The organism is Collinsella sp. TM05-38 (genome assembly GCF_003466445.1).
Classification (GTDB): Bacteria; Actinomycetota; Coriobacteriia; order Coriobacteriales; family Coriobacteriaceae; genus Collinsella.
Genome location: NZ_QSPM01000001.1, coordinates 190129 through 213626, shown reverse-complemented (window position 1 = coordinate 213626; position 23498 = coordinate 190129). Strand labels below are relative to the sequence as shown.

Genomic DNA, 23498 nt, shown 5'->3' with positions numbered 1-23498 from the left:
GAGGCGGCACGCATGGCGGCTGGGTATAATTTGATTGTCATAGATGACAATTTGGAGGTGCCCTCGTGAATGTCCCAGCCGTACTCCAAAACATCCGCTCAAAACACCCCGTTGCATATTTGGCTCTCTATCTCTTTGCCGGCTGGGTATTACTGGTTATCATCACCCATGCCATAGCCTTTGGAGCAGAACTGCTGGTAGCCGGCTCGGACCAGCCCGTCGTCAAATGGGAGACGACCGATGAGTGCGCCGACGGAACCCGAACCATTTACTACAACAGCCCGTCCCTCTACCAAGAGTTCAAGGTCAAGATAAAGGACTCCAAGATTGTCGATGCCGAACTGGGCTCTTTATTTACAATCGGAGCAACCATCAACGCCGAGCAAATCGAGTACACGGACAGCCATGCGACGTATCGTATCGACCTCGGCATCCTAGGCCGACCGTCACGCGCCTGTCTGCTCGAATGCGATATACGCGGCACCACACTACACATATCCGAAATACAGATGCGCCCGGACAAGGGGTTCTCTTCTTGAGCAGTATACCCGCCCACACGGTTACTCCACCGGCTTGAAGATGGTGGACTGGCCGAAGACGCTGCGGATGAGGGCTTTGGCCTCGTCCTCGGTCTGCGGGATGCTCGGGGCTGCACCCTGATGGCCGAAGGGGCTGCCGGCGCCGGGGTTGGATTCCCAAGGAACTGCGGGGGCATCGTCGCTGGCGGTAGCAGACGTCGCGGCTGCGGGGGCCGCGGGAGCCTCAGGCGCAGTGGCGGACTTGGGCGCGGACGCCGCACCCGGCACGTCGAACGGGGGCAGATCGTCCCCGCCCGTGTCGGCGGCAAAACCGCCAACCATGGCGTCGTCGTAGGGTACCTGCTCGGATTCCCACGGTGCAGACGGCACGGACGGCTGAGCCTTGGGAGCGGACGCGCGCTCGGGAGCGCGGGGCGCAGGCTCGGTCGGGAGCTTGCCCGTGGCAGGAGCGCCGGCGGGATTGTCCGAGCGCAGCCAGGGGGCCTTGCCCAGGTCGGATGACTTGGGCGCGGGCGAGGCGGGCTTGGGCGCGGGTGTCGGAGCAGCCGGTTTGGCCGTGACGGGCTTAGGCGCCGACGGGGTCGGTGCCGCTACCGGTGCTGCTTTTGGCTGCGTTGCGCTGGCGCTCGAGGATGCAGGGGCCGCCGAGGACACGGGTTGCGGGTCCGCAGATGCCGCAGCCCGTGCAGATGGAGAATGCTCCTCATGTTGAGGAGCCGGCGTGCCACCCCCATCCAGGACATAGTCGACGGTACGACGACCGAAGACCGCGCAGACCGTCGGCAGGACCACCGACTGCGTATCGGCGCGACCGAGCATCTTGATGGCAAAAGTCGAACCCGCGGGGAACGAGACCGTGAGCTTGGAGCCGTCGTCGGCCGTGGCGCGAGCGTTGAGCAAAAGCCCTGCGTAGGAAGCCTGACGCGCCTTGACACGCTCGACAACCTCGGCCCATTTGCGCTGCAGCTCTCCGGCATCCTCGACCGCGGGCGTCTCGGCAGTACCGGCGGCGGCAACCTGGGCGGCATTGTTGGACTGGGGCTTAGGTGCCGGAGCGGTGGCAGGCGCGGGGGCCGCAACGGGCTGAGGCATCGGAGCCGGCGCAGACTGAGGTGCAGGCGCTGCAGGCTTGGAAGCTGACACGGGCGCAGGCTGAGCCGCCGGAGCGACAGCACCACGGTCCCAAGGCATACCGCCCTGGCGCGCGGACGTACCAGCGGGGGCAGCGGATGCCGCCGGAGCGGCAGCACGGACGCCCGAAATGAGCGTCGGCTGCTGGGCAGCAGCGGGTACGGATGCTGCAGGCGCGGCGGCCTGAGCAGCAGCCACGCTCGCCGGTACCGCTGCGTTGGCAACCATGGCCTCCAAACGTGCCACGCGCTCGGCCAATGCCTCAATCGTTAAATCAGCCTCGGGACGTGCCAGACGCGTGCAGGCAATCTCGAGCACCAGACGCACGTCGCTCGCGCCCCTCATCTCCAGTGCGGCATCGTCGAGCACTGTCAGCACACGGGCCAGGCGGTCGGCAGGATGCTCGCCAAAGGCAGCGGCCTCGGCAGCAAGCGCCTCGGCCTGCTCGGAGCCGCCCTCAAACAGCTCGGCACGGGCGCCGGCAACGCACGCCACGTACACGTCACGCACATGCGCCACCAGGTCGCGCGTCAGCTCCAGCAGGTCATTGCCCTCCTCGACCTGCGCGCGAATAAGCCCATACAGATCGGCGACATCACGATCGGCAATGGCGCGCGCAAACTCGCCCAGAATCTGGTCCGAAACTTCGCCCAAAAGCGAGCGGGCATCGTCCGCATGCACGGTGCCGTTGCCGAAGACGCTCAGCTGTTCCAGCGTGGAGAGCGCGTCGCGCATGCCGCCCTTGGCGTGGCGCGCCACGATAGCCAGCGCCTCATCGTCGTAATCGAAGCCCTCCCGCTCGCACACGTATGCCAGGCGATGCTCAATATCCTCGTTGCCGATGCGATGGAAATCGAAACGCTGGCAGCGCGAGAGGATGGTCTCCAGAATCTTTTGCGGGTCGGTAGTGCACAGCACAAAGATCACGTGTGCCGGCGGCTCCTCGAGCGTCTTGAGCAGCGCGTTAAACGCCGCCGTCGTGAGCATGTGGACCTCGTCGATGATATAGATCTTGTACTTGCCGCGCACCGGGGCAAAGTTGACGGAGTTGATGATCTCCTCGCGCACGTTGTCCACGCCGGTACGGCTTGCGGCATCGAGCTCGTAGACATCCGGGTGGTTACCCTCGGCAATGAGCTCGCACTCCTCACAGGTGCCGTCGGGCATGCAGCCGCTTGCGCCCTCGGCGCGCGCTGCCTCGGCATTGCGGCACAGCAGTGCCTTGGCAAGGATGCGCGCCATGGTGGTCTTGCCCGTGCCGCGCGGTCCGCAGAACAGGTAGGCGTGGGACAGGCGCCCCTCGGTGATGGCGTGCTCGAGCGTCGAGACGATATGCTGCTGGCCCACCACGGAGTCGAAGGTGAGCGGGCGATACTTTCGGTACAACGATTCCATGGGTGCTCCCCCGGGTATACTGAGTCTTGTTGCCGCGACGGCCATGCGGTCGCACGGCATACTGCATTCATAATAACCCGTACGGCGAGCCCGCCGCGATAGGAGTCCAAAGAGCATGGCAGACGCAGAGAGTAACCTCGTTCCCTCCGAAGCAGCCGACCAGATCGAGGTCGCGCTCGAGGAGCAGGCAGCAGCCGATGACGGCATCCTGTACCTCAACGAGTACCAGTACGAAAACGACCTCGTCACCGACTTCGCCCGTCTGGTCGCCTCGCCCAGGCGTCGCGGCTCGCTGTATGTCGCCGCGGCAATTGCCGCGCTGCTGGGCGTTGGCATGCTGGTGGCCGGCGGCAACTGGATCAAGTTTGGCGTCGTCCTGATCGTGTTCGGCGCCTTTTTGGCCTGGTGGAGCAAAAACCTGCACCACACGCTCGCCCGCGACTTTATCGATGCCGTCGAGGCCGACGAGTCCATGGGCGGCCGCTATCGCCGCGTCGCCGCCAACGAAGACGGCCTGATGGTCTGGGGCAAGAGCGGCAAGTCGCAGTTCTTCCCGTTTGAGAAGCTCGACCACGTACTCGACGGCGAGCGCATCTTTGTGGCCATGTTCGCCGACCAGGGCGTGACGATCCCCAAGGACACCTTTGTTCGCGGCGACGCCGAGCAGTTTGGCCCCTTCCTGAAGGCGCGCATCAACAAAAAACTCCGCATCGAGACCAAGAAGAAGAAAATGAAGGCCGAGAAGGCTGCCGCCGAGGCCAAGCAGGGCGACAAGGCCGACAAACCCCAGGGCGACAAGGGCAAGCAACGCAAGCAGAAGAAGAGCAAGAAGAGGCGCTAGGCTGGCCGACACCGAAGGCGCCTCGTCCCGCGCCCGATTCCGGGTCGGGGCGCCTGAAATCGGGCGCGCGTACTGCCGATGGACCCGTTTTGCCTAACTCTCGAGCTATTTCACTTCAAACCTTAAGAGCCTTCGCTCCGGCAGATCGGTCATCTTCATCGTGTAAGTCCCGGGAAATGCTTTCTCAAAACGGACGGTTTCGTAATCTTCGAAATAGTCGTTGGTGTTTTGCATCATAAATGGGACGAGCAACTTGTTTTCTGCCCCAACCTCCACGGCAAACGCAGCAGAGCCGCCAAGGACCGGCATGGCTTGCGTTATCAGATCGGTATTGACTACAAAATCATAGTTTGGCGCAGACTCCGGAACCAGATGCCAAACATACGCTTTGATTCCACCGTCGATATTATCCCTATTTCTGACACGCATCTTTACGGCGATAACGCACGTGATGTCGGCATCCTTCAGTCTCGTTTTCGTATCCACGGTGCCATATTTTGAATAATCGTCATGTGCTCGTTTGAGATACTCGCGCGGCGTGAGTAGTTCTGCTCCATCTATGCAAAACGAATACCCATCAGTCACCACATCCTTCGATCCCAGAAACGCTCCATCCATCGAGAGCCATTCGCCCTCCGCGTAATATTTCTCAGGAATGACTGTCCGATTCCTGTTAACGACGCTCACCCTCATGCCCGCAAGGCCGGTAGCAGCACAGCAAAAAAGCGCGAGCGCCGATCTTCTCGTCCACAGGGTCTTCTTCATCGCGCTCACGACCTTTCCCGAACTTCCACAACGGCACCGTCGCGCATGCAGTAAACCCGATCGGCCAGCTCCTCGAGCACCTCTCCGTCATGGCTAGATAGAAGAACCTCGCGACCCGTTGATGCCGCCATCGCCACAACACGCTTGAGCATTTCCACGCCCGCTTCGTCGAGGGCATTCGTTGGTTCATCGAGAACAAGCAGCTTCGGCTTTTCCATAATCGCCGCAGCTATCCCCAGACGCTGCTTCATCCCAAGCGAGTATGCTCGGAACTTCTTTTTTTCGTCTGCATCGAGCCCCACGAGCCGCAGGGCGGAGCGAATGTCTTCGTGGGTGGCAACGCCCTTGATTTGAGCTATGAGTTCCAGATTGTCGTAGCCAGACAGATAACCTAAAAAGGAAGGAGCCTCTATCAACATCCCAAGACTCGGCGGAAACGAGATATCCGCCCCAAGTCTTTGACCATCGATAATGATCTCGCCCTCGGTAGGTCTAATCAATCCGCAGACCGCTCGCATAAGCATGGTCTTGCCCGAACCGTTTATCCCCTGAAGCCCGACCACAGTCCCAGGATCAACCTCGATAGACACGTTGCGCACGACATCGTTTTTGCCCATGCGCTTCGATACGTCCCTAACGATCACACTCATATCTTGTCCCTCTTTTCGATAAGGTCGGCCCTTCGAAACCACAGTCCACCCAACGATAGGCATAACGACATAATCACGATTGAAAACAAGCCACTCGAGCCCGTCGCAATTCCTTCTTTGACGATTCCACCCCAGCGCAACAGCATCAAGGCATTTCCCAGCAGCGCCCAATGCCGCGCATATGCCGAACAGATCAGGTAGCTCATTACAACCGCAAATGAAACTGACGGCCCAAGCACAAGCCCAACCGTTGCCTGCACAAACGCAAGCGCCTCAAAAGCAAGAAAGAGACCTGCGAAAAACGGCAGTGCACCTGCTTCGCTCGCCTTGAGAAACCACGGCGCCAAATTAGCCAGCTGAAGCGACTCGCCATGGATGACCGCGCTGAACGAGGCGCTCACCATCAAGCTCCAAATCACAACAGAGCAAACCACTACGAGCAGCGAAAATGCCGTTATCGCCGCCACTGAGATAAAACGCGAGACCCACCAAAGGGTTCTCTCCTGGCATCGGACAAGCGTTTGCAAACCAAACCCGTGCAACGATTCGGCGGGATAATCGAGTGTTGCATAGAGAATAAGCAGAATGAGAAATAGCCATCCTAGCGGAGGCACAAACATGACCCCGGGCCTAGGCTCAAACGGAGCAGATCCGGCAAACACGAGCGCAAGATTGTCCGCAAACCCCAAGGTATCCGTCCTGACCCCATACACAGAAGACAAACCGTAGGCGTACACCAGGTTCGCAACGGTCACTGCCGCAATCGCAATAAAGGTAATGATGTTCTTCTTCAAAACGGTCCTCAGGTCCGCGGTGACCAGCCTAAACAGCATCAGACCACCTCGCGTCTTTTCCACGCCCCAGAAAAAGCCAACGAAGCAAGGGTCAATAATATGATTTCCGCAAAACCGGCTCGAATGTCTGGCCAGTTATTCAGCGATTCCGACCTGATGCTGTTGAGGATATTGCAGTTAAACCCCACACAAGCCATTACGCCGAAGATCCAGCCATTTGCAAAATGCCACGCAACCATTAGCAGATACGGGACAATTATCGCTTTGATTCTGCTACGAAACAAAATTGAGAAGCCAGTTACAGCCATGGATAAAGTCCCGAGCGTGACAGCATCGAACAGCGTGTATGCGAGCACATATGACAAAGGATGCGAATAAAATAGACCGGAGAAGTAGCTATGCAGGTAAAGTCCTACGTAAGTCGACTCATCGACCCGAGGAAGATACGCAGGAAAAAGCATCGAGACGATCAGGAAATTGACGAGCAGAGGAATGGCAGTCACTGTAAACGCGGAGAGGAAAGCAGACAGCATCTTTACGTTCACGTACGCCTTTCTGGAAACACGCGTGCATATCTGCATGTCATAACCACTCAAACGCTCAAAGAGGAACGACCAAGATCCAGCCAACATTGCAAGCAGGGGCAGTGCATAGAAAAACACCGACGCAGACAGTGGCGCGTTCGCACTCACAACAATCCAGTTACCGAAGCTGCTTTCACGTGTTTGACCGAGATAATTTTTGGCTTGCACGCCAACGCCGTAACCAAAAGAAAGAAGGTTGTGACGTTCTTTTTCCAAATTTGCCCACGGCTCCAGCGCGGCAGCTATTGCAACTGCGACCGCAAGCAAGAGAGCAAGGATAAAAGCTGGACGTCTAATCGTTTTCGACAGTTCGTATCTTGCGAGCTTTTGGTTCATACGTCCTCCTCCCCCTTCCGACCCAGAAAGCCGGAAGGGAGCCATTTCAAACAACTATGCGGGAAGCTTGTGGAAATGCCCGACGCAGTCGGGGCTCCATACACCAATAACAGTGCCGTAGCCAGACTCCGCCCATGCAGTCAGTCGCGCCGCAGATCGCCCGTTCTCACGGACGAGGTTATACATTTCCCACTGTCCCTTGTGATTCGAACGATACGTTCCCTGAGTACAATTCATGCTGCCGCTACCACTTGTGTTATACGCACCGTCTGTATATAACCGAAGCGGATTTCCCGTATAGCCCTGGATATCCAGATAGAGCGATGAGGAATCATCCTTTTGACGGTAGCCAGTTGCACTCGTCCCGGCACATTGAAAACTAAATGCCTTATCGGCATTGTTCGTACAGGTCGTAATTCCCGTATCGGCGTTTTGAGTAATGCTGGAAACCTGAGAGGTGTCAAACTCCTCTTGTGCAAACGATGCAGCGGGAACCCCTAGGGACAGACCCGCTGCAATCGCTAAGCCGACTCCGATTCGAGCAATAGCGCTCCTTGGCTTAATCATGGCCTTCTCCAATCAAAAGCGGTTAACAATGCGTTGACGCACGGCAACCTTTGCATGAATGGAGAAAGATGTCTGTAAACACTCGCTATTGAGTTGATAATCCAGGCGTTTACACGTTATCCACCTGCGATAACAATGAAATAAGCTCCGCTTTGTTCTTGATCTTCAACTGGCGATAAGATGCGGATCGCAACGCTTGCACCGTAGATGCAGCATAACCTACGTCCTCCGCAATGGTCTTTGTCGTTGCGCCCTCTGCCGTCATCAGCAAAATTAGCGACTGGACATCAGAAAGGGAGCGCGATGTAAGCAAAGCCAGCTGGCGCACGCGAGCCGTTTCGGTGAACCCATTCGCACGGTACTCCAAGACGGCCCTCTCGTTCTCAACCGAGTGGGCGAGCGCGATGTGCGTGACGAACATGGGCACAGACCAGCAGACGACCACCGTTGCCACGACGACATTGACAGCCGAACTATGCCCCAACAGCGACGCAAGGAACAGCGGCTCGAAAACCATCAGATCCTGCGCCATGTTGAGCAAGACGACCCAGACAGGAGCCGTCGCCCCAAAGCAAAGCATCCATACCCCAAGCATTTTGCGCTGCGGACAGCTTCGCAGCACTACATATGTGAGCAGCATCCCCGCCAGCACCACGAACCCATGAATTCGCCCCCTACTGGCCGCATAGATTGAAGCAGCGACACCTATTGACACCAATGGCACGATAGCCCGAGCACGGGCATGCACCTTAAACGGACGCAGCCCAACAGCGAGCGAAGCTGTAGACGCCACGCCGCAAAACAGGACCGGCACAGCCATCAACGGAACGCGTATGCACCTCCATGCCGAGATATAGATAAAAGACCATTCCGCAGCAGACAGTATCGCCCACATGCACGGACCTCCGAGCTCAATCGCCTCACCTGCTCTATCCAGCGCAGCTTCACGATTCGGTTTTCCACCCGCGTAGCGTAGCGACAGAAACAGTCCGAGACCCAATGCATAGCTTGAGAGAGAAAAAGCGACAGCCCACGAAACACCGGATCCCCAATCGCTATCCGCCATTACCAACGGGCCAGCCGCAAGGAGGATAAAAAATAATGTGAGCAGGTATCGAAACAGCCGGTGCGTTCGAGCTGATGCCAACATATCGTCAGCATGCCGCTGCGGCAGCTCAGGCCCTACAGTATCACCCTCACCCGCAAACAACGCCACGAGCTCGCGTGAGCCCGCAACTGACGCCTTCCCGTATGCTCGATGAAGCGTTGTTCGCACCGTCGATGGCTTCGTATCCGTCTCCTTGGCAATTTCCGCCGGCGTTTTCCCTTTGAGCAGCAGTCGAACAAACTGCTCTTCTCTAGGCGACAGGGCAGGGGAAAACGCCTCCGCATCGAATGGGTCAGACGCGTGGGCGATATCCGAATTGTTGTCCCGTTTTCTCCTTAGTAACATGCATACGAAGGCAGCGGCGATAGCAGACCCCATCGCAAGCAATGCAATGATCGCGGCATCGCTTGCGAAGTATGCCGCCTCAACAGCCGGAACAAGGCCAATAGGGACTGCCGCGAGCACAGAACGGGCAAACACGTCGCTCTGCCCCCGACCAAAGGCGCGGGAGCAGCGAAACAGCGGGGCCACAGCCAATGCGAGATAGACCAACGGAATTAAAAGCGCAAGGCCAATTGATGCGGCCGAAACAGAGGGTATCCCCCATGGCTCGGGGACAATTCTCCATGAAACTCGACAGCAAAACAGCAGGCAAGACAGGACGGCTATTGTTTCTGTAAAAATCGCGTTCTGCAGGCGACGATTCTCTCTTTCGTCGGTCGGCGTCGCCCCCTGCGTCAAAGGAGAGCCCGCCGTGTCCCAAATAACATATGAGAGGAGCAACGCCCCAGCAAAGCACGAGACGCACGAAACGCCATGCAACAGCCAGATCGGTGCAAACACGAATGGAATAGAATCTCCGCGAGCATAGAAGGCCAAGTCAACCCACTCGGGAACCGTTGCAATAACACCAAGGAAAACACCGATAGCACCGAGATGCCTCGGCCGTCTCATTCCCCCCTTGCATAGCGCAGCACCATGAACAAACGCGGCGAGGCATGCGCCCAGGATAACGAGCCAGGTCATTGCACCTGACGCCAGGCCGATTGAAGATGAAAACCGGTGATAAGGGGTGACCGCCATTACGACAAGCGCAATGGCGCAGGCAGATGTAGCAGAACGGCGGGAAAAAAGCATATGGCCTCCATAGCGTGTCATTATATCGCTCGAGCCGCTCGCTTATCTCTGTTCCCACACCAGCCAGCATCAACGATTCAGGCGAACTCCAATCCGAGCCAGATCACGGTCCAGCTTTTGTCCGCAGTCCCCGCTCCAAAATGGGATGCGGTTTCCTTTTGAGCGCCGGTTCGGAAAGTCCGTCCCGTTCCAGGCCATTATTCTGGGATGCAGCTTCCGCAAGCTGCCCCCTTTGGAAAGCGCATCCCATTATTTGGTTGAAAACCGGTCCCCCACTTTCCGAACGAGCCGAAACGACCCGAACCGATCGGGCCACCTCATCCCCGTTTCCTCGCCATCTGCCCGAGCGTGCTACACTAGCAGCATCTATGCCACCGCGAACGGCTTGGCCCCGCGCCCGCCGCTCGCAAACGAACTTTAAACGCACGAGGGTTGGCCATGCCGCTTTTCTCGCAACATACCGCCCGGTTCTCGCCGGACGTTCCTTTGGAGGGCACCAGCTCTCGCGAGCTGCTCAAGCGGTACCAGCCGCTCGAGACGCTTGCGACCGGCGGTTTTGGCTCCATCGAGATCTGCCGCGACACGCACCTGCGCCGCCGCGTCGCCATTAAGCGCATCCCCCTTATCAACGGTTCCGGCATGCCCGCCAGCGACATCATGGATGTCCTGCGCGAGGCGCACACTGCCGCTATGCTTCAACATCCCAATATCGTGCAGGTTATCGACTTTACGCACGACACCGCCTATGCCTACCTGGTTATGGAATATGTCGATGGCATGTCGCTAGCCGAGTTTTTGCATCGCGTGGACGGCCACTCACTTACCTTTGACGAGGCCGCGGCCATTGCCGATGCCCTGGGCCAGGCGCTCACCTTCGCCCATAGTAATGGCGTACTCCACCTAGACATTAAGCCCGCCAACGTGCTCATCGACCACTCGGGCAATGTAAAGCTCACCGACTTTGGCATGGCGCGGCTGTCGTCCGCCGGTGGCTTTGGCGGCTCGCGCGGCGGCACCATCGGCTACATGCCGCCCGAGCAGCTCGATATCGAGACCGGCACGGTCGACGAACGCGCTGATGTCTTTGCCCTTGCCTGCGTTATCTATGAGGGCTTGTGCGGCAGCGCTCCCTTTATGGCGGCCACGCCCGCCGACTCGCTCGACCGTATCATCGGCGGCGCCACCTATCCCAGCGAGCTGATACCACACTTTCCCCCGGGAGCCGAGAGCGCGCTCATGAGCGCGCTCTCCCCCATGCCGCAGGACCGCCCCAGCAGCATCGAGGCATTTTGCGACCAGCTCCTTGCCGGTCTGGGCAGCGTACGCGAGGGCCGTCGCAGCTTGGAGCAAATGGTTGGCGAGCTTTCGGATGACGAGCAGGAGCTCGACGATATCGAGCCGTCGTACTACGAGGACGACGCCATCGAGGTCGACCCCGCACTCGGCTGGGCGGGCACGCGCTGGAGCCATGCGCGCGACTACACCATGCGCGCTATCTCGGCGCTAGCGTGCGGCACCTTTAGCTTTTTGCTGATGCAAACGGCTGGGGTCGCGGCGCTTCCCGGCCTGGTCATTGCGGCTATCGCGATCGGAGCGGCGGCCGGCCTGGCCCCCCAGATTGGCTCGGCCATCTCGGCCGTGGGCTTTTTGGTGCTCATGGCAAACGCCACCATGCAGGCGCAGGGCATCCTGTCGATGTTGCCCGTCGCGGTGATCTTTGCCGCCGCCATGTCCGGTTGGTGGATCGCCTGGGGTCGCACCGAGGCTGCCGCGAGCGCCGCACTCACCTGTGCACTCGTGCTTGGCTGTCTGACCGGCAATACCTTCCTGGCAGCTGGGGTCACCGCCGGCGTCGCGTCATTTTGGCTCGGCCCGGCAAACGCCGCCGCGGCAACGGGCATGGGCGCACTTTTTGCCCGTCTGGCCACGGTCGCGCTTTCAGCCGGAGGCGTGCTGGGGCTCGGTAACGTTGCCGCGGCGCTGGGAGACCCACTCCTTTGGGCTGCCTTTGTGCTGGTAGCGGCAACTGCCGCGGCGTCATCTGCGCTGCTCAATGCCCATGCCAAGCGTGCCGATCAGGGCTCAAACCTTGCCGCAATCGCCGCCATCGCTGTCACCGGCATCGGCTGCGCAGCGGCGTCCTGTCTTGCACACCATATGGAAATTGCCAGCCTTGCAGCCGCGGTCGTCGCCAAGGCGGCGGTTGCGGGAACCCTATCCTCTATAATCGTTGGGATATGCCTATATTTGCTCGGATACCAAAGAACCTATACGGAGAGTGATCTTTCGTGAACTTCCTGAACATCTTCGAGGACCACGTGGCCGGCATCTTCGGTGCCACCCGTGCCCCGTTCTCCTTTAAGAAGCTTGCCAAGCAGGCCGCTCGCGACATGGAGGATCAAACTCTGGTGATCAATGGCGTCAACACGGCGCCGGCACTCTATACCATCCTGATCGCCGCCGACGACGACCCCATGCTCGCCCCGTTCTACCCCGAGCTTTCGCGCGAGGTCCGCGAGTTCGTGAAGGCGCAGGCCGAAAAGCGCCGTTATGTCTTTGTCGGCGAGCCCCTTGTGCGCTTTATGATCGATCCGCAGCTGCGTGCCGGCAAGTTCTCGGTCTTTGCCGAGAACGTCGATGCCCCCACGCTCGGCCGCCTGTACGAAGAAGAGCGCGCCTATCAAAACGGTCTGGGCCAAAACAACTCCGCCGCAAGCCGTGCCGCCAGCGCCCCGCGCGCCGGCCAGCAGCAGTTTGCTGCCCCGCAGCAGCAGCGCCCCGCCGCCATGCCCCAGCAGCAGCCGACGCCTCGCGCCGCCGCTCCCGACCCGCTTGCCGTAGCAGATCCCTTCGCGCCTAGCGTCCCCGACCCCGCCGCTCCTATCCCGGTGCCGCAGACCGTCTCGCGCGACGCGCTTGCCGGCATGGGCGGAGCCGCCGCGACCGGTGCCGCCGTGGGCCTAGGCGCCGCAGCCGGCATCGCCTCCAACATGGCGAGCACTCGCGCCCCGCAGCGCCCGCTCGCCCAGCTCGTCGACGTCGTGAGCGGCGAGAGCCATAGCATCACCTCCGCACAGGTGACTATCGGTCGCGAGCGCTCAGTTTCCGATATTGCCCTGCGCGACCCCAACGTGTCGCGCCGCCACGCCCAGCTCACCTTTACGGGCTCGGATTGGTCGATCGAGGACCTCAATTCCACCAACGGCACGCTCGTCAACAACCGCCGCATTACGCGCTGCCCGCTGCGCAACGGCGATCTGCTGACGTTTGGCCTGAGCACCTTTGAATTTAGGGGATAGTCGCTTATGAACATCGATATCGTCCTTTTTGCAGGCCGCATCGTCCTGGTCGCCCTGCTCTATATCTTCCTGTTCGCCGTCATGAAGACCGGCGTGGGACTTGTGCGCGGACAGCGCCGCGACTCGGCTATCTGGACGATCGATGTGGACAAGGGCCCGCGCGGCATCCGTGGCATCCACGTAGACATGCTCGGCCCCGTCATCGTCGGTCGCTCGCCATCTTCGGACATCTGCATCAACGAACCGTTCGTCTCGGCCTCACATGCGCGCTTTTCGCTGCAGGGCCCGGCGCTCATCATCGAGGACCTCAACTCGCTTAACGGCACGCTCGTCAACGGCCGCCAGCTTGTGGAGCCTGCCACGCTGCGCGAGGGCGACGAAGTCCAGATTGGCGATGTGGTCATGAAGGTGAACCGTCGATGATCGACGAGGAGAACAAGTCCACAACTATGACCGAGGCACCGGCTACCGCCACAGCTGCGCCGGCCCACGCCGCTCCGGCGGGCTCCGCACCCGTGGAACCCGAGGACACCGTGTTCTCCCTGCCTCTTTCGCATGTAACGCATGATATTTCGGATCTCGCCGATAACGAGGACGAAGAGAATGCCGTAGCGGCGCCCATCGGCGCACATGCTGCGGATCAGCCCACAGCGCCAGAAGCAACCCCGACGCCAGCTCACTTTGCAGAGCCCGTCGCCGCGGCAATCAACGAGAGCGCTGCGGTGTTTGCGGCACCCGAGCCCGCCGCGCCGGCGTTTCCCATAGCCCCGTCATCCGAGGTTGCGCCCGCGTCTACGCCGGCGCCCGAGGCAGGGCCATCCCCCGAGGACGGCCCTGCGCCCAAGACCCCGCAGCCTGCGCCCGCAAGCGAGTCCGATGCCGTGGCCGAGCCCGCCGCCCAGTCGCAAAGCACGCCCGCGCCGTCGCACTTTGCGACACCCGAGCCTATAGACGTCAGCCCGCAAGACGACGAGTCGACCGCCCGCGTGTCCGAGGAGTCGGGCTCCTCGGACACCGGCGATTCCGAATCAAACGCCGAGACCGACACCGTCTCTCCCGGTGACACAGCCGAGATCGACGTAGCCGCCGTTGAAGCCAAGCTCAAAGACCCCGGCTCGACCATGAGCTTTGAGCCCCTGACCGAGGAGCGCATCGAGACCGACTCGACCTATGATGCCGGCACCACCACGCAACTCATGTGGGGTGCCCGCTCCGACGTTGGCTGTGTGCGCCCGCACAATGAGGATTCCTACCTGGTGCAGTCGCCGCTCTTTTGCGTATGCGACGGCATGGGCGGTCACGCCGCCGGCGAGGTAGCCTCTTCCATCGCCGTCGAGACTATTGCCAAGACGGCCCCGCAGTCCGCCGACGCAGCACGCCTGGCCGCAGCCGTCGAGGCAGCCAACGCCGCCGTAATCGAGGCCGCCCTGAACGGCCTAGGCAAGCCCGGCATGGGCTGCACAGCCACTTGCGCCTATATCGAAAACGACACGCTCGCCATCGCCCACGTGGGCGACTCTCGCGCCTACCTGCTCCACGAGGGCACGCTCATCCGCGTGACCCGCGACCACTCCTACGTGGAGGAGCTCGTGGACGCCGGCGAGATAACGGCAGACGAGGCTCGCGTCCACCCCAACCGTTCGGTCATCACCCGTGCGCTGGGCTCAGACCCCGCCATGTATGCCGACCACTTCACTCTGCATATCGAGGAAGGCGACCGCCTGATCCTGTGCTCTGACGGCCTTTCGAGCATGATTCCCGATAGCGATATCGAGAACATCGCCACGCAGTCCTCAACCGCGCAAATCTGCGTCGACAACCTAGTGGACGCGGCGCTTGCCGCCGGCGGCCACGACAACGTGACCGTAGTAGTCGTTGACCTGGTTGACGATGGCGTTATGCGCGAGGCGCAACGCGTGCGTCGCCGCAACGTCACCATCGGCGTCGTCTTAGGTCTCGTCTTGGTGCTGGCGGCTGCCATCTGGGCCTACACGGGTGTCACCGGCTCGTACTACCTGGGTACCTACCAGGGCAATGTCGCCGTCTGGCGCGGCCTGCCCGGCAAGCCACTCGGACTCAAGCTCCACTGGCTCGAAAGCGAAACCAGTATCAAGCTGTCCGACCTGCCCGAAGACACGCAAAACCGCCTCAAGGCGGGCATTCCGCAAACAAGTGTCGACGATGCGCAGGACACGATATCCAAGTACCGCCACCAGATCGACGAGGAGCAGACCCGCCAGGTGATCGACGCGCAAACGATTCGCGACAACACCGACCAGGGATCGACCTCCGAATCAGATTCCGAGAAAACCGCCGAACAGTCCGCCGAGGCCGAAGCCTCCGATAAGAATTAGAAAGGGAGTGCCGCTTATGAGTCGCCGCAACACCGAACTGCTCTTGCTCATCGCCTCGGCGTTCCCCGTCATCCTGCTGTATGCGATGTACGTCCTCACCGCGGGCGCTGCCATCTCCTTTGAGACGCTCGCCGTACCGATCGGCCTCTTCGCCGCCTTCGCCGCAGCACATATCGCCGTGCGCATCTTGGCGCCTGGCGCCGACCCCGCCATCCTGCCCATCGTATTTATACTTTCGGGCATCGGCATCACGTTCGTGACACGCCTCGCCCCCGCTCTCGCCATCTCACAGCTCATCATCCTGTTTGTCTCGGTGGCGCTCATGGTGGGAACGCTTGCACTGGTCAAAAACCTCGACGTGGTCATGCGCTACAAGTACACCTTTGGCATTATCGGCATCATTCTGCTGATGCTGCCCATCTTTATCGGCACCACGATCTCGGGCTCCAAGCTGTGGATTCGCATCGCGGGCTTTACCATCCAGCCCGGCGAGTTCGCCAAGGTCTTTATCGTGCTGTTCCTGGCCGGCTACTTGGCCGAGAACCGCGAGCTGCTCTCCATCTCCAACCGCAAGATCCTGGGCTTTAAGATCCCTCGCCTGCGACTGCTGCTGCCGCTGTTTGCCGTGTGGGGTGTGTGCCTGCTCGTCGTCGTCTTCGAACGCGACCTGGGTTCGGCCGTGCTGTTCTACACCATCTTCTTGCTGATGCTCTACGTTGCCACAGGGCGCTTTTCGTATGTCGTTATCGGCCTTGCGCTTTTAGCCGTTGGAGCCGTGGGCGCCTACAAGTTCCTGTCTCACGTTCAGGTACGTTTCCAGGTTTGGGTCGATCCTTTTAAGGACGCCCAGGGCCAGGGCTACCAGATCGTCCAGTCGCTCTTCTCGCTTGCCGATGGCGGTCTGGTCGGTGTTGGCATCGGCAACGGCATGGCCAACAACATCCCCGTCGTCGAGTCCGACTTTATCTTCTCGGCTATCGGCGAGGAGATGGGCCTTTTGGGCGGCGGCGCCGTGCTCATCCTGTTTATGCTCTTTGCCGTGCGTGGCCTCACCACGGCTGCCCGCGCTAAATCCGACCTCGCAGCCTTTAGTGCCACGGGCCTTACGGCCGCCATCAGCTTCCAGGCCTTCTTGATCGTTGGCGGCGTAACCCGCCTGATCCCGCTGACCGGCGTCACCCTGCCTTTTATGAGCCAGGGCGGCTCCTCGCTGCTGGCGAGCTTTATCATCGTCGCGCTTCTGCTGCGCGCCGGTGACGAGGCAACCGGACGCGAGGCAGAGCTTACCGGCACCGGCACCATGGCCGCCATCACCGATGATCAGGTCGCATCTGCCGCCGCCCCGACGGGCACGCGCTTTGCCACCTCGTCTTCCTACGGCAGTGGCAGCCATTCCGTCGGCTCGCGCATGCGTCGTCGCCTGCTCGACACGCCTGAATCCGGTGTGCTCGGCCGCGTTGCGCTCGCCAACCGTCTAACCCGTGCGGTGCTAGCCTTTACGGCGCTGTTTGCCATCCTTATCGGCAACCTCACCTATGTCCAGGTCATCAAGGCCAAGGACTATCAGGATATGCCGACCAACAACCACACCATCGCCCGCTCCAAGTACATCCAGCGCGGCTCCATCATCACGTCCGACGGCGTGACGCTGGCCGAGTCGCTGCAGCAGGAGGACGGCACCTACGTACGCTCCTACCCCAACGGCAACCTGGCAGCGCACGTGGTTGGCTACGTGAGCCAGCAGTTTGGCACCACCGCCATCGAGAGTGTCATGAACGACACGCTCACCGGCTCCAAGGATTACTCCAGCTGGAACAACGCCATCGCGTCGCTCGCGGGCCAGACCCAGCCGGGCAACACCGCCAAGCTCACCATCGACTCGCGTATCCAGACAGCTGCCGAGCAGGCACTCAAGGGCTTTAAGGGCGCTGTAGTGGTCATCGACCCGCGTACCGGCGCGGTACTCGCATGTGCCAGCTCGCCCACCTACGACAACACCAACATCGACGCCCTGCTGCAGGCGGGCGGCGGCGAGGACGGCTCCATGTACAATCGCGCCATGGACGCGCTGTACACGCCGGGCTCCACGTTTAAGGTCGTTACGCTTTCCGCAGCACTCGAGACCGGTACCGCCAGCCTTACCAGCACCTACCAGGCGCCCGGCTCCATGGACATCGGCAACGCACCGGTCATCAACTATGCCAACGAGAGCTACGGCACCATCAGCCTGCAGCAGGCCTTTGCCGTGTCCTCCAACGTCGTCTTTGGCCAGGTGGCAAACGAAGTTGGTGCAAACACGCTCGTGCAGTTTACCAACGCCTTTGGCTACGGCCAAGAGCTCGGCCAGGACCTGACCTCCACGGCCTCCATCATGGCCGACCCGTCGCTCATGACCGAGTGGGAGACCGCCTGGGCCGGCGCCGGCCAGCCTGTCGGCATGGACCACACGCCCGGCCCGCAGACCACCGTCATGCAAAACGCCGTGATTGCCGCCGCCATCGCTAACAGTGGCGTGGTCATGGACCCGTACTTTGTAGCCCAGGTACTCGCCCCAGACGGAACCGTGGTTAAGACCACGCAGTCCCGCTCGCTGGGCCAGGCTGTCAGCTCTGCCACGGCCGACCAGGTCAAGCAGGCCATGCTCGCCGTCGTCCAGTCCGGTACCGGCGCCGATGCCCAGGTCCCCGGCGTCAAGGTTGCCGGCAAGACCGGTTCGGCAGAGATCGGCGGCACCAACGTCAACTCGATGTTCGTTGGCTTTGCACCTTACGATTCACCCACGGTCGCCATCTCGGTGGCCTTGGAGGATTACGACAAACACGACGTCAAGGCGGCCAAGATTGCCGGCATCGTCCTGACCGCGGCGCTCGCCGCACAGGGAGCGTGATGCCCATGATCGAATCGGACACCCGAGGCGCGCCGCGGCCGAAGAGTTAGCGGCAACGCGCCACACGGCCCCAGCGGCCACATCGTAGGTACTACACACATCGTTGAGCGAATAGTTATGTTAGGAGCAGGAATGGAACAGAGGGTCCTCGGGGGAAGATACCTCCTCAAGGATAAGGTGGGGACAGGCGGTATGGCGACCGTCTACCGTGCACAGGACCAGGTCCTCGACCGCACGGTAGCCGTCAAGATCATGCTGCCACAGTATGCTGGCGACGCAACCTTCGCCGCACGCTTTAAGCAGGAGGCCCAGGCAGCAGCCGGTCTCTCCTCCCCCTATATCGTTGGCGTCTACGATTGGGGCAAGGACGGCGACACCTATTACATCGTCATGGAGTACCTGCGCGGTACCGACCTTAAGAGCGGAATCAAGAGCCACGGTGCCCTCGACCCCAAGAAGGTCGCCCAGATCGGATCGCAGATCAGCTCTGCACTCTCGGTCGCCCACAAGCACGAGATCATCCACCGCGACATCAAGCCGCAGAACATCATGGTGCTGCCCGACGGCAACATCAAGGTCATGGACTTTGGCATCGCGCGCGCCAAGAACAGCCACCTCACGCAAGACAACAACGTGCTGGGAACCGCCCACTACGTCAGCCCCGAGCAGACCCGCGGTCAGGACCTCGGCCCCACCTCGGATATCTACTCGCTGGGCGTCGTGATGTATGAGTGCGCCACCGGCCGCGTTCCCTTTGACGGTGACGACGCTATCTCGGTCGCACTCAAGCAGGTCAACGAGCTGCCTATTCCGCCGAGCCAGATCAACTCCGGTGTCGATGCCGACCTTGAGCGCATCATCCTTAAGTGCATGGAGAAGGACCCGGCAAACCGCTTCCAGACCGCCGACGAGCTGCGTCAGGTGCTCAACAGCTACCTGTCCGGTCGTGCCGTCAACATCTCGGAGCCCACGCGCATCATCGGTGCCCCCGGTGAGCTGGGCGCCACCAAGACTCGCGAGCTTTCCGATCAGACGCGCGCCATGGTGCGTCCCGTCTCGGGCGTGAGCGGCCAGAATACCGCCCGTAGCTCGGTTTCGGGCTCCACCGGCTCCTACGAGGTCGAAAAGCCCAAGTCCAACAAAAACAAGATCATCGCCGCCGTGGTGGCAGCTGTTGCCGTCATCGGCATCGTGGTGGCCTTTGCCACAGGACTCTTTGGCGACGAACAGGTCACCGTGCCCGACGTGCTGGGCAAGGACCAGCAGACTGCCGTCGAGCTGATCAAGGAGGAAGGCCTTGAGGTCGGCACCATCGACCAGAGCTATAACGACGATGTCGACGAGGGCAAGGTTGCCGAGCAGACCCCCAACGGCAACACCAAGAAGCCCAAAGGCACCAAGGTGAACCTGGTGATCTCCAAGGGCCCCAAGCCCTCCGAGAAGGTTGAGGTTCCCCAGCTTGTCGGTCTAACCAAGGACCAGGCAGAGGCGGCACTGGCAAGCGTTGGCCTAAAGGGCAACGCCACCGAGGAGGCCAACGAGGCCGATGAGGGCCAGGTCTTTGAGCAGGTCACCGAAGCCGGTAAGGAAGTCGAGAAGGGCACGACCATCTCGTACAAGGTCTCGAGCGGCCCGGATACCACGTCCGTCCCCGACCTGACCGACATGACCGAGGCCCAGGCGCGAAACGCCCTCGATATGGCAGGCTTTGGCGTCGACGTGAGCTACCAGGAGAACGACTCGGTTACCGAGGGCACCGTGATCAGCTGGAACCCCAGCGGCAAGCAGAAGCCCGGTGCCACGATTACCGTCGTCATTGCCAAGAAGTCCGGCAAGGCCAGCGTTCCGGGCAACCTGTACGGCAAGAGCATCTCTGCCGCCGTCACCGCGCTCAACAACGCCGGTTTCTATAACATTGGCTTCTGTGACCAGAACGGCAATCCCGTGAGCGGTAACGAGGATGCCACCGTTACGGGCGTCTCCCCCACCGGCAAGCAGTCCACCGACAGCACGATTACGCTGACGGTTGCACTTTCTGGCTCGGGCTCGGGTTCGGGCACGAGCACGGGCGACGATTCCGGTACGACCAACTAGTCGCCACCCAACCGCTCATTACGGCTCTCGCCGCAAACATATTCGCTCACAGGCGCCCGCTTGCTCCCCCAGCAAGCGGGCGCTTCATTTTTGACATGGCATTGAACCAGAAGAGCCCGGCACCGCTGCGGTACCGGGCTCGATATTCCTCTGGTGCCCCCGGGCGGATTCGAAAACTCCCCCCGCCGGGAAATTGGTGACGCGGGTGTCGACGGTCCGAATCCTGCCCTTAGACCAGAAGAGCCCGGCACCGCTGCGGTACCGGGCTCGATATTCCTCTGGTGCCCCCGGGCGGATTCGAAAACTCCCCCCGCCGGGAAATTGGTGACGCGGGTGTCGACGGTCCGAATCCTGCCCTTAGACCAGAAGAGCCCGGCACCGCTGCGGTACCGGGCTCGATATTCCTCTGGTGCCCCCGGGCGGATTCGAAAACTCCCCCCGCCGGGAAATTGGTGACGCGGGTGTCGACGGTCCGAATCCTGCCCTTAGACCAGAAGAGCCCGGCACCGCTGCGGTACCGGGCTCGATATTCCTCTGGTGCCCCCGGGCGGATTCGAACCGTCGACACCCGCTTTAGGAGAGCGGTGCTCTATCCCCTGAGCTACGGAGGCATGTTGTACTAGTGTAGCAGATTTGCGCCACTACCATGCAGCGCATAGCCGCTCTTCGAGATAGTCATCTGCGACGTTCTTTAATGACTAGTCGTTTAAGAACGTCGCAGACGACTACCCAGCGACTAGTTGCCTTTGTGGAAGAGGTTTTTGATGACGGAGGGGATGCTCTTGGCGCCTTTAGCGGTCACGTCGATAAAATCGGGCGAACGAACGAGCTTGTCCTCGTCAATGTACTTACGCACCGCGCGTAGCGTTTCCTTGTCATTGCGCGTCGAAAACGTAAAGTGGCCGTTCTCTTTGGTAAAGATCGCAAAACGCGTGATCTTCTTGGTGCCGCGCAAAACCTCGGCGGCGATATAGTCGATCTCGTCCCACGGGATCTGAATAAAGTCCTCGGGATTGCGCTCGTTATAGTACTCAAACGCCTTATTGCCCACCATTACGTTACCGTGACTGGTAAGACCCATCAGGCAGGTTGCCGGCGTTGCCAGATCGACCGTGCTGTTCTGAGATTGCGCCATGCGCGCCTCGCCCTCCAAATAAAACAATCGGACCGCATCCAGTGTACCCACCGGGTGCGGTCCGTTTCAATGGCTTAAAAGCCCTTGCCTAGCAACTCTCGGTCTTAAGCCGAAGCGTGCTTACATGAAGCCGCAGACGCGACCGATGATGCCGACGGCGAAGAGAGCCAGGATGATGATGATCGGGCTGACCTTCTTCTTGAGGAGCTTGCAGACAAAAAGGGTCAGGCACACGGCAGCAAGGCCGGGGATGAGCTGATCGAGGTTAGCCTGAAGCGTGGTGACCTTCACCTGATCAAGGGCGTTAGCACCGATGGAGTTATACATCGTCAGTGCTTCCTTGACACCCTCAGAACCGGAGGGCAGGTTAGCCCAGTCGATAAAGGCGCCAGCAGACTGCGTGACCTTGGAGACGACCGGGGTGAAGGAGATGGACACCCAGCGCTCGACCAGGGCGCCGATGATGAACATACCCAGGATGGAAGCACCCTCGGTGACCTTGCCCATCAGACCGCCGGAGAGATCCTTGGCGATGGAAGAGCCGACCTTGTAGCCAAACTCCTGCGTGTACCACAGGAAGGCGTAACGAATGATGTTCCACGCGAAGAAGAACAGCAGCGGACCGGCGATGCTGCCGGACAGGGCCAGGGAAGCGCCCAGAGCGCCCAGAATCGGGCGAAGGGTGAACCAGAAGGCGGGGTCGCCGACGCCGGCGAGCGGGCCCATCATACCGACCTTGACGCCCTGGATGGCGACGTCGTCGATCGGAGCACCGTTGGCGCGCTCCTCCTCGAGGGCGAGGGTAACGCCAATGACGGGGGCGGAAACATAGGGGTGAGTGTTATAGAACTCCAGATGGCGCTTAAGCGCGGCAATCTGGTCGTCCTTGCTGGTGTAGAGCTTCTTGATCGCAGGGATCATCGAGTAGCACCAGCCACCGTTCTGCATACGCTCGTAGTTCCACGAACCCTGAAGGAACTGATGACGGAAGCAAACCTTCTGACGATCGGACTTAGAAAGCTGAATCTTGTTCTCTGCCATATGTATCACTCCCTTCCTACTCGTAGTCATTCAAAATGTCGCCGAGCGGGTCGCCGGAGCCACCGCCCATGCCGCCACCCTGCTTGGCCAGGTCCTTAAGGCCAAGGTAGATGAGGGCGAGGGAGATGCCGATGAGGCCCAGGGCGATCAGCGTAAGCTGAGGGATGGCAGCCAGGACGAAGCCGAGGATGAAGAACGGCCAGGTCTCCTTGGTGGCCATCATGTTGATGACCATGGCGTAACCGACGGAAGCGACCATGCCGCCGCCGACAGCCATGCCGCCGGACAGCCAGTCGGGCATAGCGTTAAGCGCGTTGGTAACGGCCTCGGCCGGGATGATGCACAAAAGCACTGCCGGGATGGCGATACGAACACCCTGCATGAGGATGCCAGCGTACTGCCAACGCTCGATACCGGCGAAGTCGCCCTTCTCGGCGCAGGCGTCCATGCCGTGGACCATAGCGGTGGCCAGGGTACGGCAGATCATAGTCAGGAACAGGCCGGCGACGGACAGAGGCACGGCGACGGCGATGGCGGCGGTAACGGCCTTGCCGGAATCAGTAACACCGCCGTTGAGGGCAAGTGTCATGATGATGGCAGATGCGACAGAAGCCAGGGCGGCGTCAGGTGCGACGGCGGCGCCGACGTTAGCCCAACCAAGGGCCATCATCTGAAGCGAACCGCCCAGGAGGATACCCTCCTGAAGGTGACCGGTTACGAGACCGATAAGCGTGCACGCAACGAGCGGCTGATGGAACTGGAACTGATCCAGAACGCCTTCCATACCGGCAAGCAGCGCGATAATCGCGATTAGAACAATAGTAAGCGCGGACATGTATCG

At 60.6% G+C, this 23498-nt stretch carries 18 protein-coding genes and 1 tRNA gene; 8 read left to right on the top strand and 11 right to left on the bottom strand.

The features are described 5' to 3' along the window. Positions 1 to 65 precede the first annotated feature (65 nt). Positions 66 to 539: a hypothetical protein gene (locus DXD49_RS00880; RefSeq protein ID WP_117793957.1), complete on the top strand. Its 474-nt coding sequence runs from the start codon at positions 66 to 68 to the stop codon at positions 537 to 539. 21 nt (positions 540 to 560) lie between these two features. On the opposite strand, the gene dnaX is transcribed toward DXD49_RS00880, so the two are convergent. Further along, on the bottom strand, positions 561 to 3065 hold the full coding sequence (gene dnaX / locus DXD49_RS00875) for a DNA polymerase III subunit gamma/tau (protein WP_158564830.1): 2505 nt from the start codon (positions 3063 to 3065) through the stop codon (positions 561 to 563). Between the two features lie 115 nt (positions 3066 to 3180). Here dnaX and DXD49_RS09610 point away from each other — a divergent pair, with 115 nt between their 5' ends. Further along, positions 3181 to 3906, top strand: coding sequence for a hypothetical protein (locus tag DXD49_RS09610; protein ID WP_158564829.1), 726 nt, complete (start codon positions 3181 to 3183; stop codon positions 3904 to 3906). Between the two features lie 105 nt (positions 3907 to 4011). Here DXD49_RS09610 and DXD49_RS00865 read toward each other — a convergent pair whose 3' ends face one another. From DXD49_RS00865 to DXD49_RS00845, 6 genes are all read right to left on the bottom strand, one after another. Further along, entirely contained in the window at positions 4012 to 4671 is a 660-nt protein-coding gene (locus DXD49_RS00865; protein WP_117793954.1) for a DUF5028 domain-containing protein, read from the bottom strand. Positions 4672 to 4676: 5 nt separating this feature from the next. Next, a complete protein-coding gene (locus DXD49_RS00860; RefSeq protein ID WP_117793953.1) occupies positions 4677 to 5321 on the bottom strand; it encodes an ATP-binding cassette domain-containing protein in 645 nt (214 codons plus the stop codon). Next, a complete protein-coding gene (locus DXD49_RS00855) occupies positions 5318 to 6115 on the bottom strand; it encodes a hypothetical protein (protein WP_147347816.1) in 798 nt (265 codons plus the stop codon). Before DXD49_RS00855 ends, DXD49_RS00860 begins: the two co-directional genes overlap by 4 nt. Before the next feature lie 38 nt (positions 6116 to 6153). Further along, positions 6154 to 7035, bottom strand: a complete 882-nt coding sequence (locus DXD49_RS00850; protein WP_117793951.1) for a hypothetical protein — start codon at positions 7033 to 7035, stop codon at positions 6154 to 6156. A gap of 54 nt (positions 7036 to 7089) precedes the next feature. Then, positions 7090 to 7602 (bottom strand): hypothetical protein, encoded by a 513-nt coding sequence (locus tag DXD49_RS09575; RefSeq protein WP_147347815.1) that lies wholly within the window; start codon positions 7600 to 7602, stop codon positions 7090 to 7092. A gap of 109 nt (positions 7603 to 7711) precedes the next feature. Beyond that, positions 7712 to 9847: a LuxR C-terminal-related transcriptional regulator gene (locus DXD49_RS00845; protein WP_158564828.1), complete on the bottom strand. Its 2136-nt coding sequence runs from the start codon at positions 9845 to 9847 to the stop codon at positions 7712 to 7714. A 438-nt stretch (positions 9848 to 10285) separates the two neighbouring features. On the opposite strand from DXD49_RS00845, the gene DXD49_RS00840 reads away from it, so the two are divergent. The 6 genes from DXD49_RS00840 (at position 10286) to pknB (ending at position 20481) form a co-directional block, all read left to right on the top strand. Continuing rightward, a complete protein-coding gene (locus DXD49_RS00840; RefSeq protein ID WP_117793949.1) occupies positions 10286 to 12139 on the top strand; it encodes a serine/threonine-protein kinase in 1854 nt (617 codons plus the stop codon). Beyond that, positions 12136 to 13146, top strand: a complete 1011-nt coding sequence (locus DXD49_RS00835) for an FhaA domain-containing protein (protein WP_070097545.1) — start codon at positions 12136 to 12138, stop codon at positions 13144 to 13146. Before DXD49_RS00840 ends, DXD49_RS00835 begins: the two co-directional genes overlap by 4 nt. A 6-nt stretch (positions 13147 to 13152) precedes the next feature. After that, positions 13153 to 13569 carry an FHA domain-containing protein gene (locus DXD49_RS00830; RefSeq protein ID WP_006235180.1) on the top strand — a complete coding sequence of 139 codons (417 nt, stop codon included), beginning with the start codon at positions 13153 to 13155 and terminating at the stop codon, positions 13567 to 13569. Continuing rightward, positions 13566 to 15500: a Stp1/IreP family PP2C-type Ser/Thr phosphatase gene (locus DXD49_RS00825; RefSeq protein ID WP_117793948.1), complete on the top strand. Its 1935-nt coding sequence runs from the start codon at positions 13566 to 13568 to the stop codon at positions 15498 to 15500. The genes DXD49_RS00830 and DXD49_RS00825 overlap by 4 nt, the downstream gene beginning before the upstream one ends. A 16-nt stretch (positions 15501 to 15516) precedes the next feature. Further along, a complete protein-coding gene (locus DXD49_RS00820; RefSeq protein WP_117735398.1) occupies positions 15517 to 18387 on the top strand; it encodes an FtsW/RodA/SpoVE family cell cycle protein in 2871 nt (956 codons plus the stop codon). A 132-nt stretch (positions 18388 to 18519) separates the two neighbouring features. Next, positions 18520 to 20481, top strand: a complete 1962-nt coding sequence (pknB, locus tag DXD49_RS00815; RefSeq protein WP_117735397.1) for a Stk1 family PASTA domain-containing Ser/Thr kinase — start codon at positions 18520 to 18522, stop codon at positions 20479 to 20481. A gap of 535 nt (positions 20482 to 21016) precedes the next feature. On the opposite strand, the gene DXD49_RS00810 is transcribed toward pknB, so the two are convergent. From DXD49_RS00810 to DXD49_RS00795, 4 genes are all read right to left on the bottom strand, one after another. After that, positions 21017 to 21092, bottom strand: a tRNA-Arg gene (locus tag DXD49_RS00810). A 125-nt stretch (positions 21093 to 21217) separates the two neighbouring features. Beyond that, positions 21218 to 21616 (bottom strand): DUF956 family protein, encoded by a 399-nt coding sequence (locus DXD49_RS00805; RefSeq protein WP_117735463.1) that lies wholly within the window; start codon positions 21614 to 21616, stop codon positions 21218 to 21220. A gap of 120 nt (positions 21617 to 21736) precedes the next feature. After that, the gene (locus DXD49_RS00800; protein WP_117735396.1) at positions 21737 to 22657 is read right to left on the bottom strand and encodes a PTS system mannose/fructose/sorbose family transporter subunit IID; all 921 of its coding nucleotides are present in this window, start codon (positions 22655 to 22657) and stop codon (positions 21737 to 21739) included. Positions 22658 to 22673: 16 nt separating this feature from the next. Then, on the bottom strand, positions 22674 to 23492 hold the full coding sequence (locus tag DXD49_RS00795) for a PTS mannose/fructose/sorbose transporter subunit IIC (RefSeq protein WP_117735395.1): 819 nt from the start codon (positions 23490 to 23492) through the stop codon (positions 22674 to 22676). Positions 23493 to 23498: the final 6 nt, after the last annotated feature.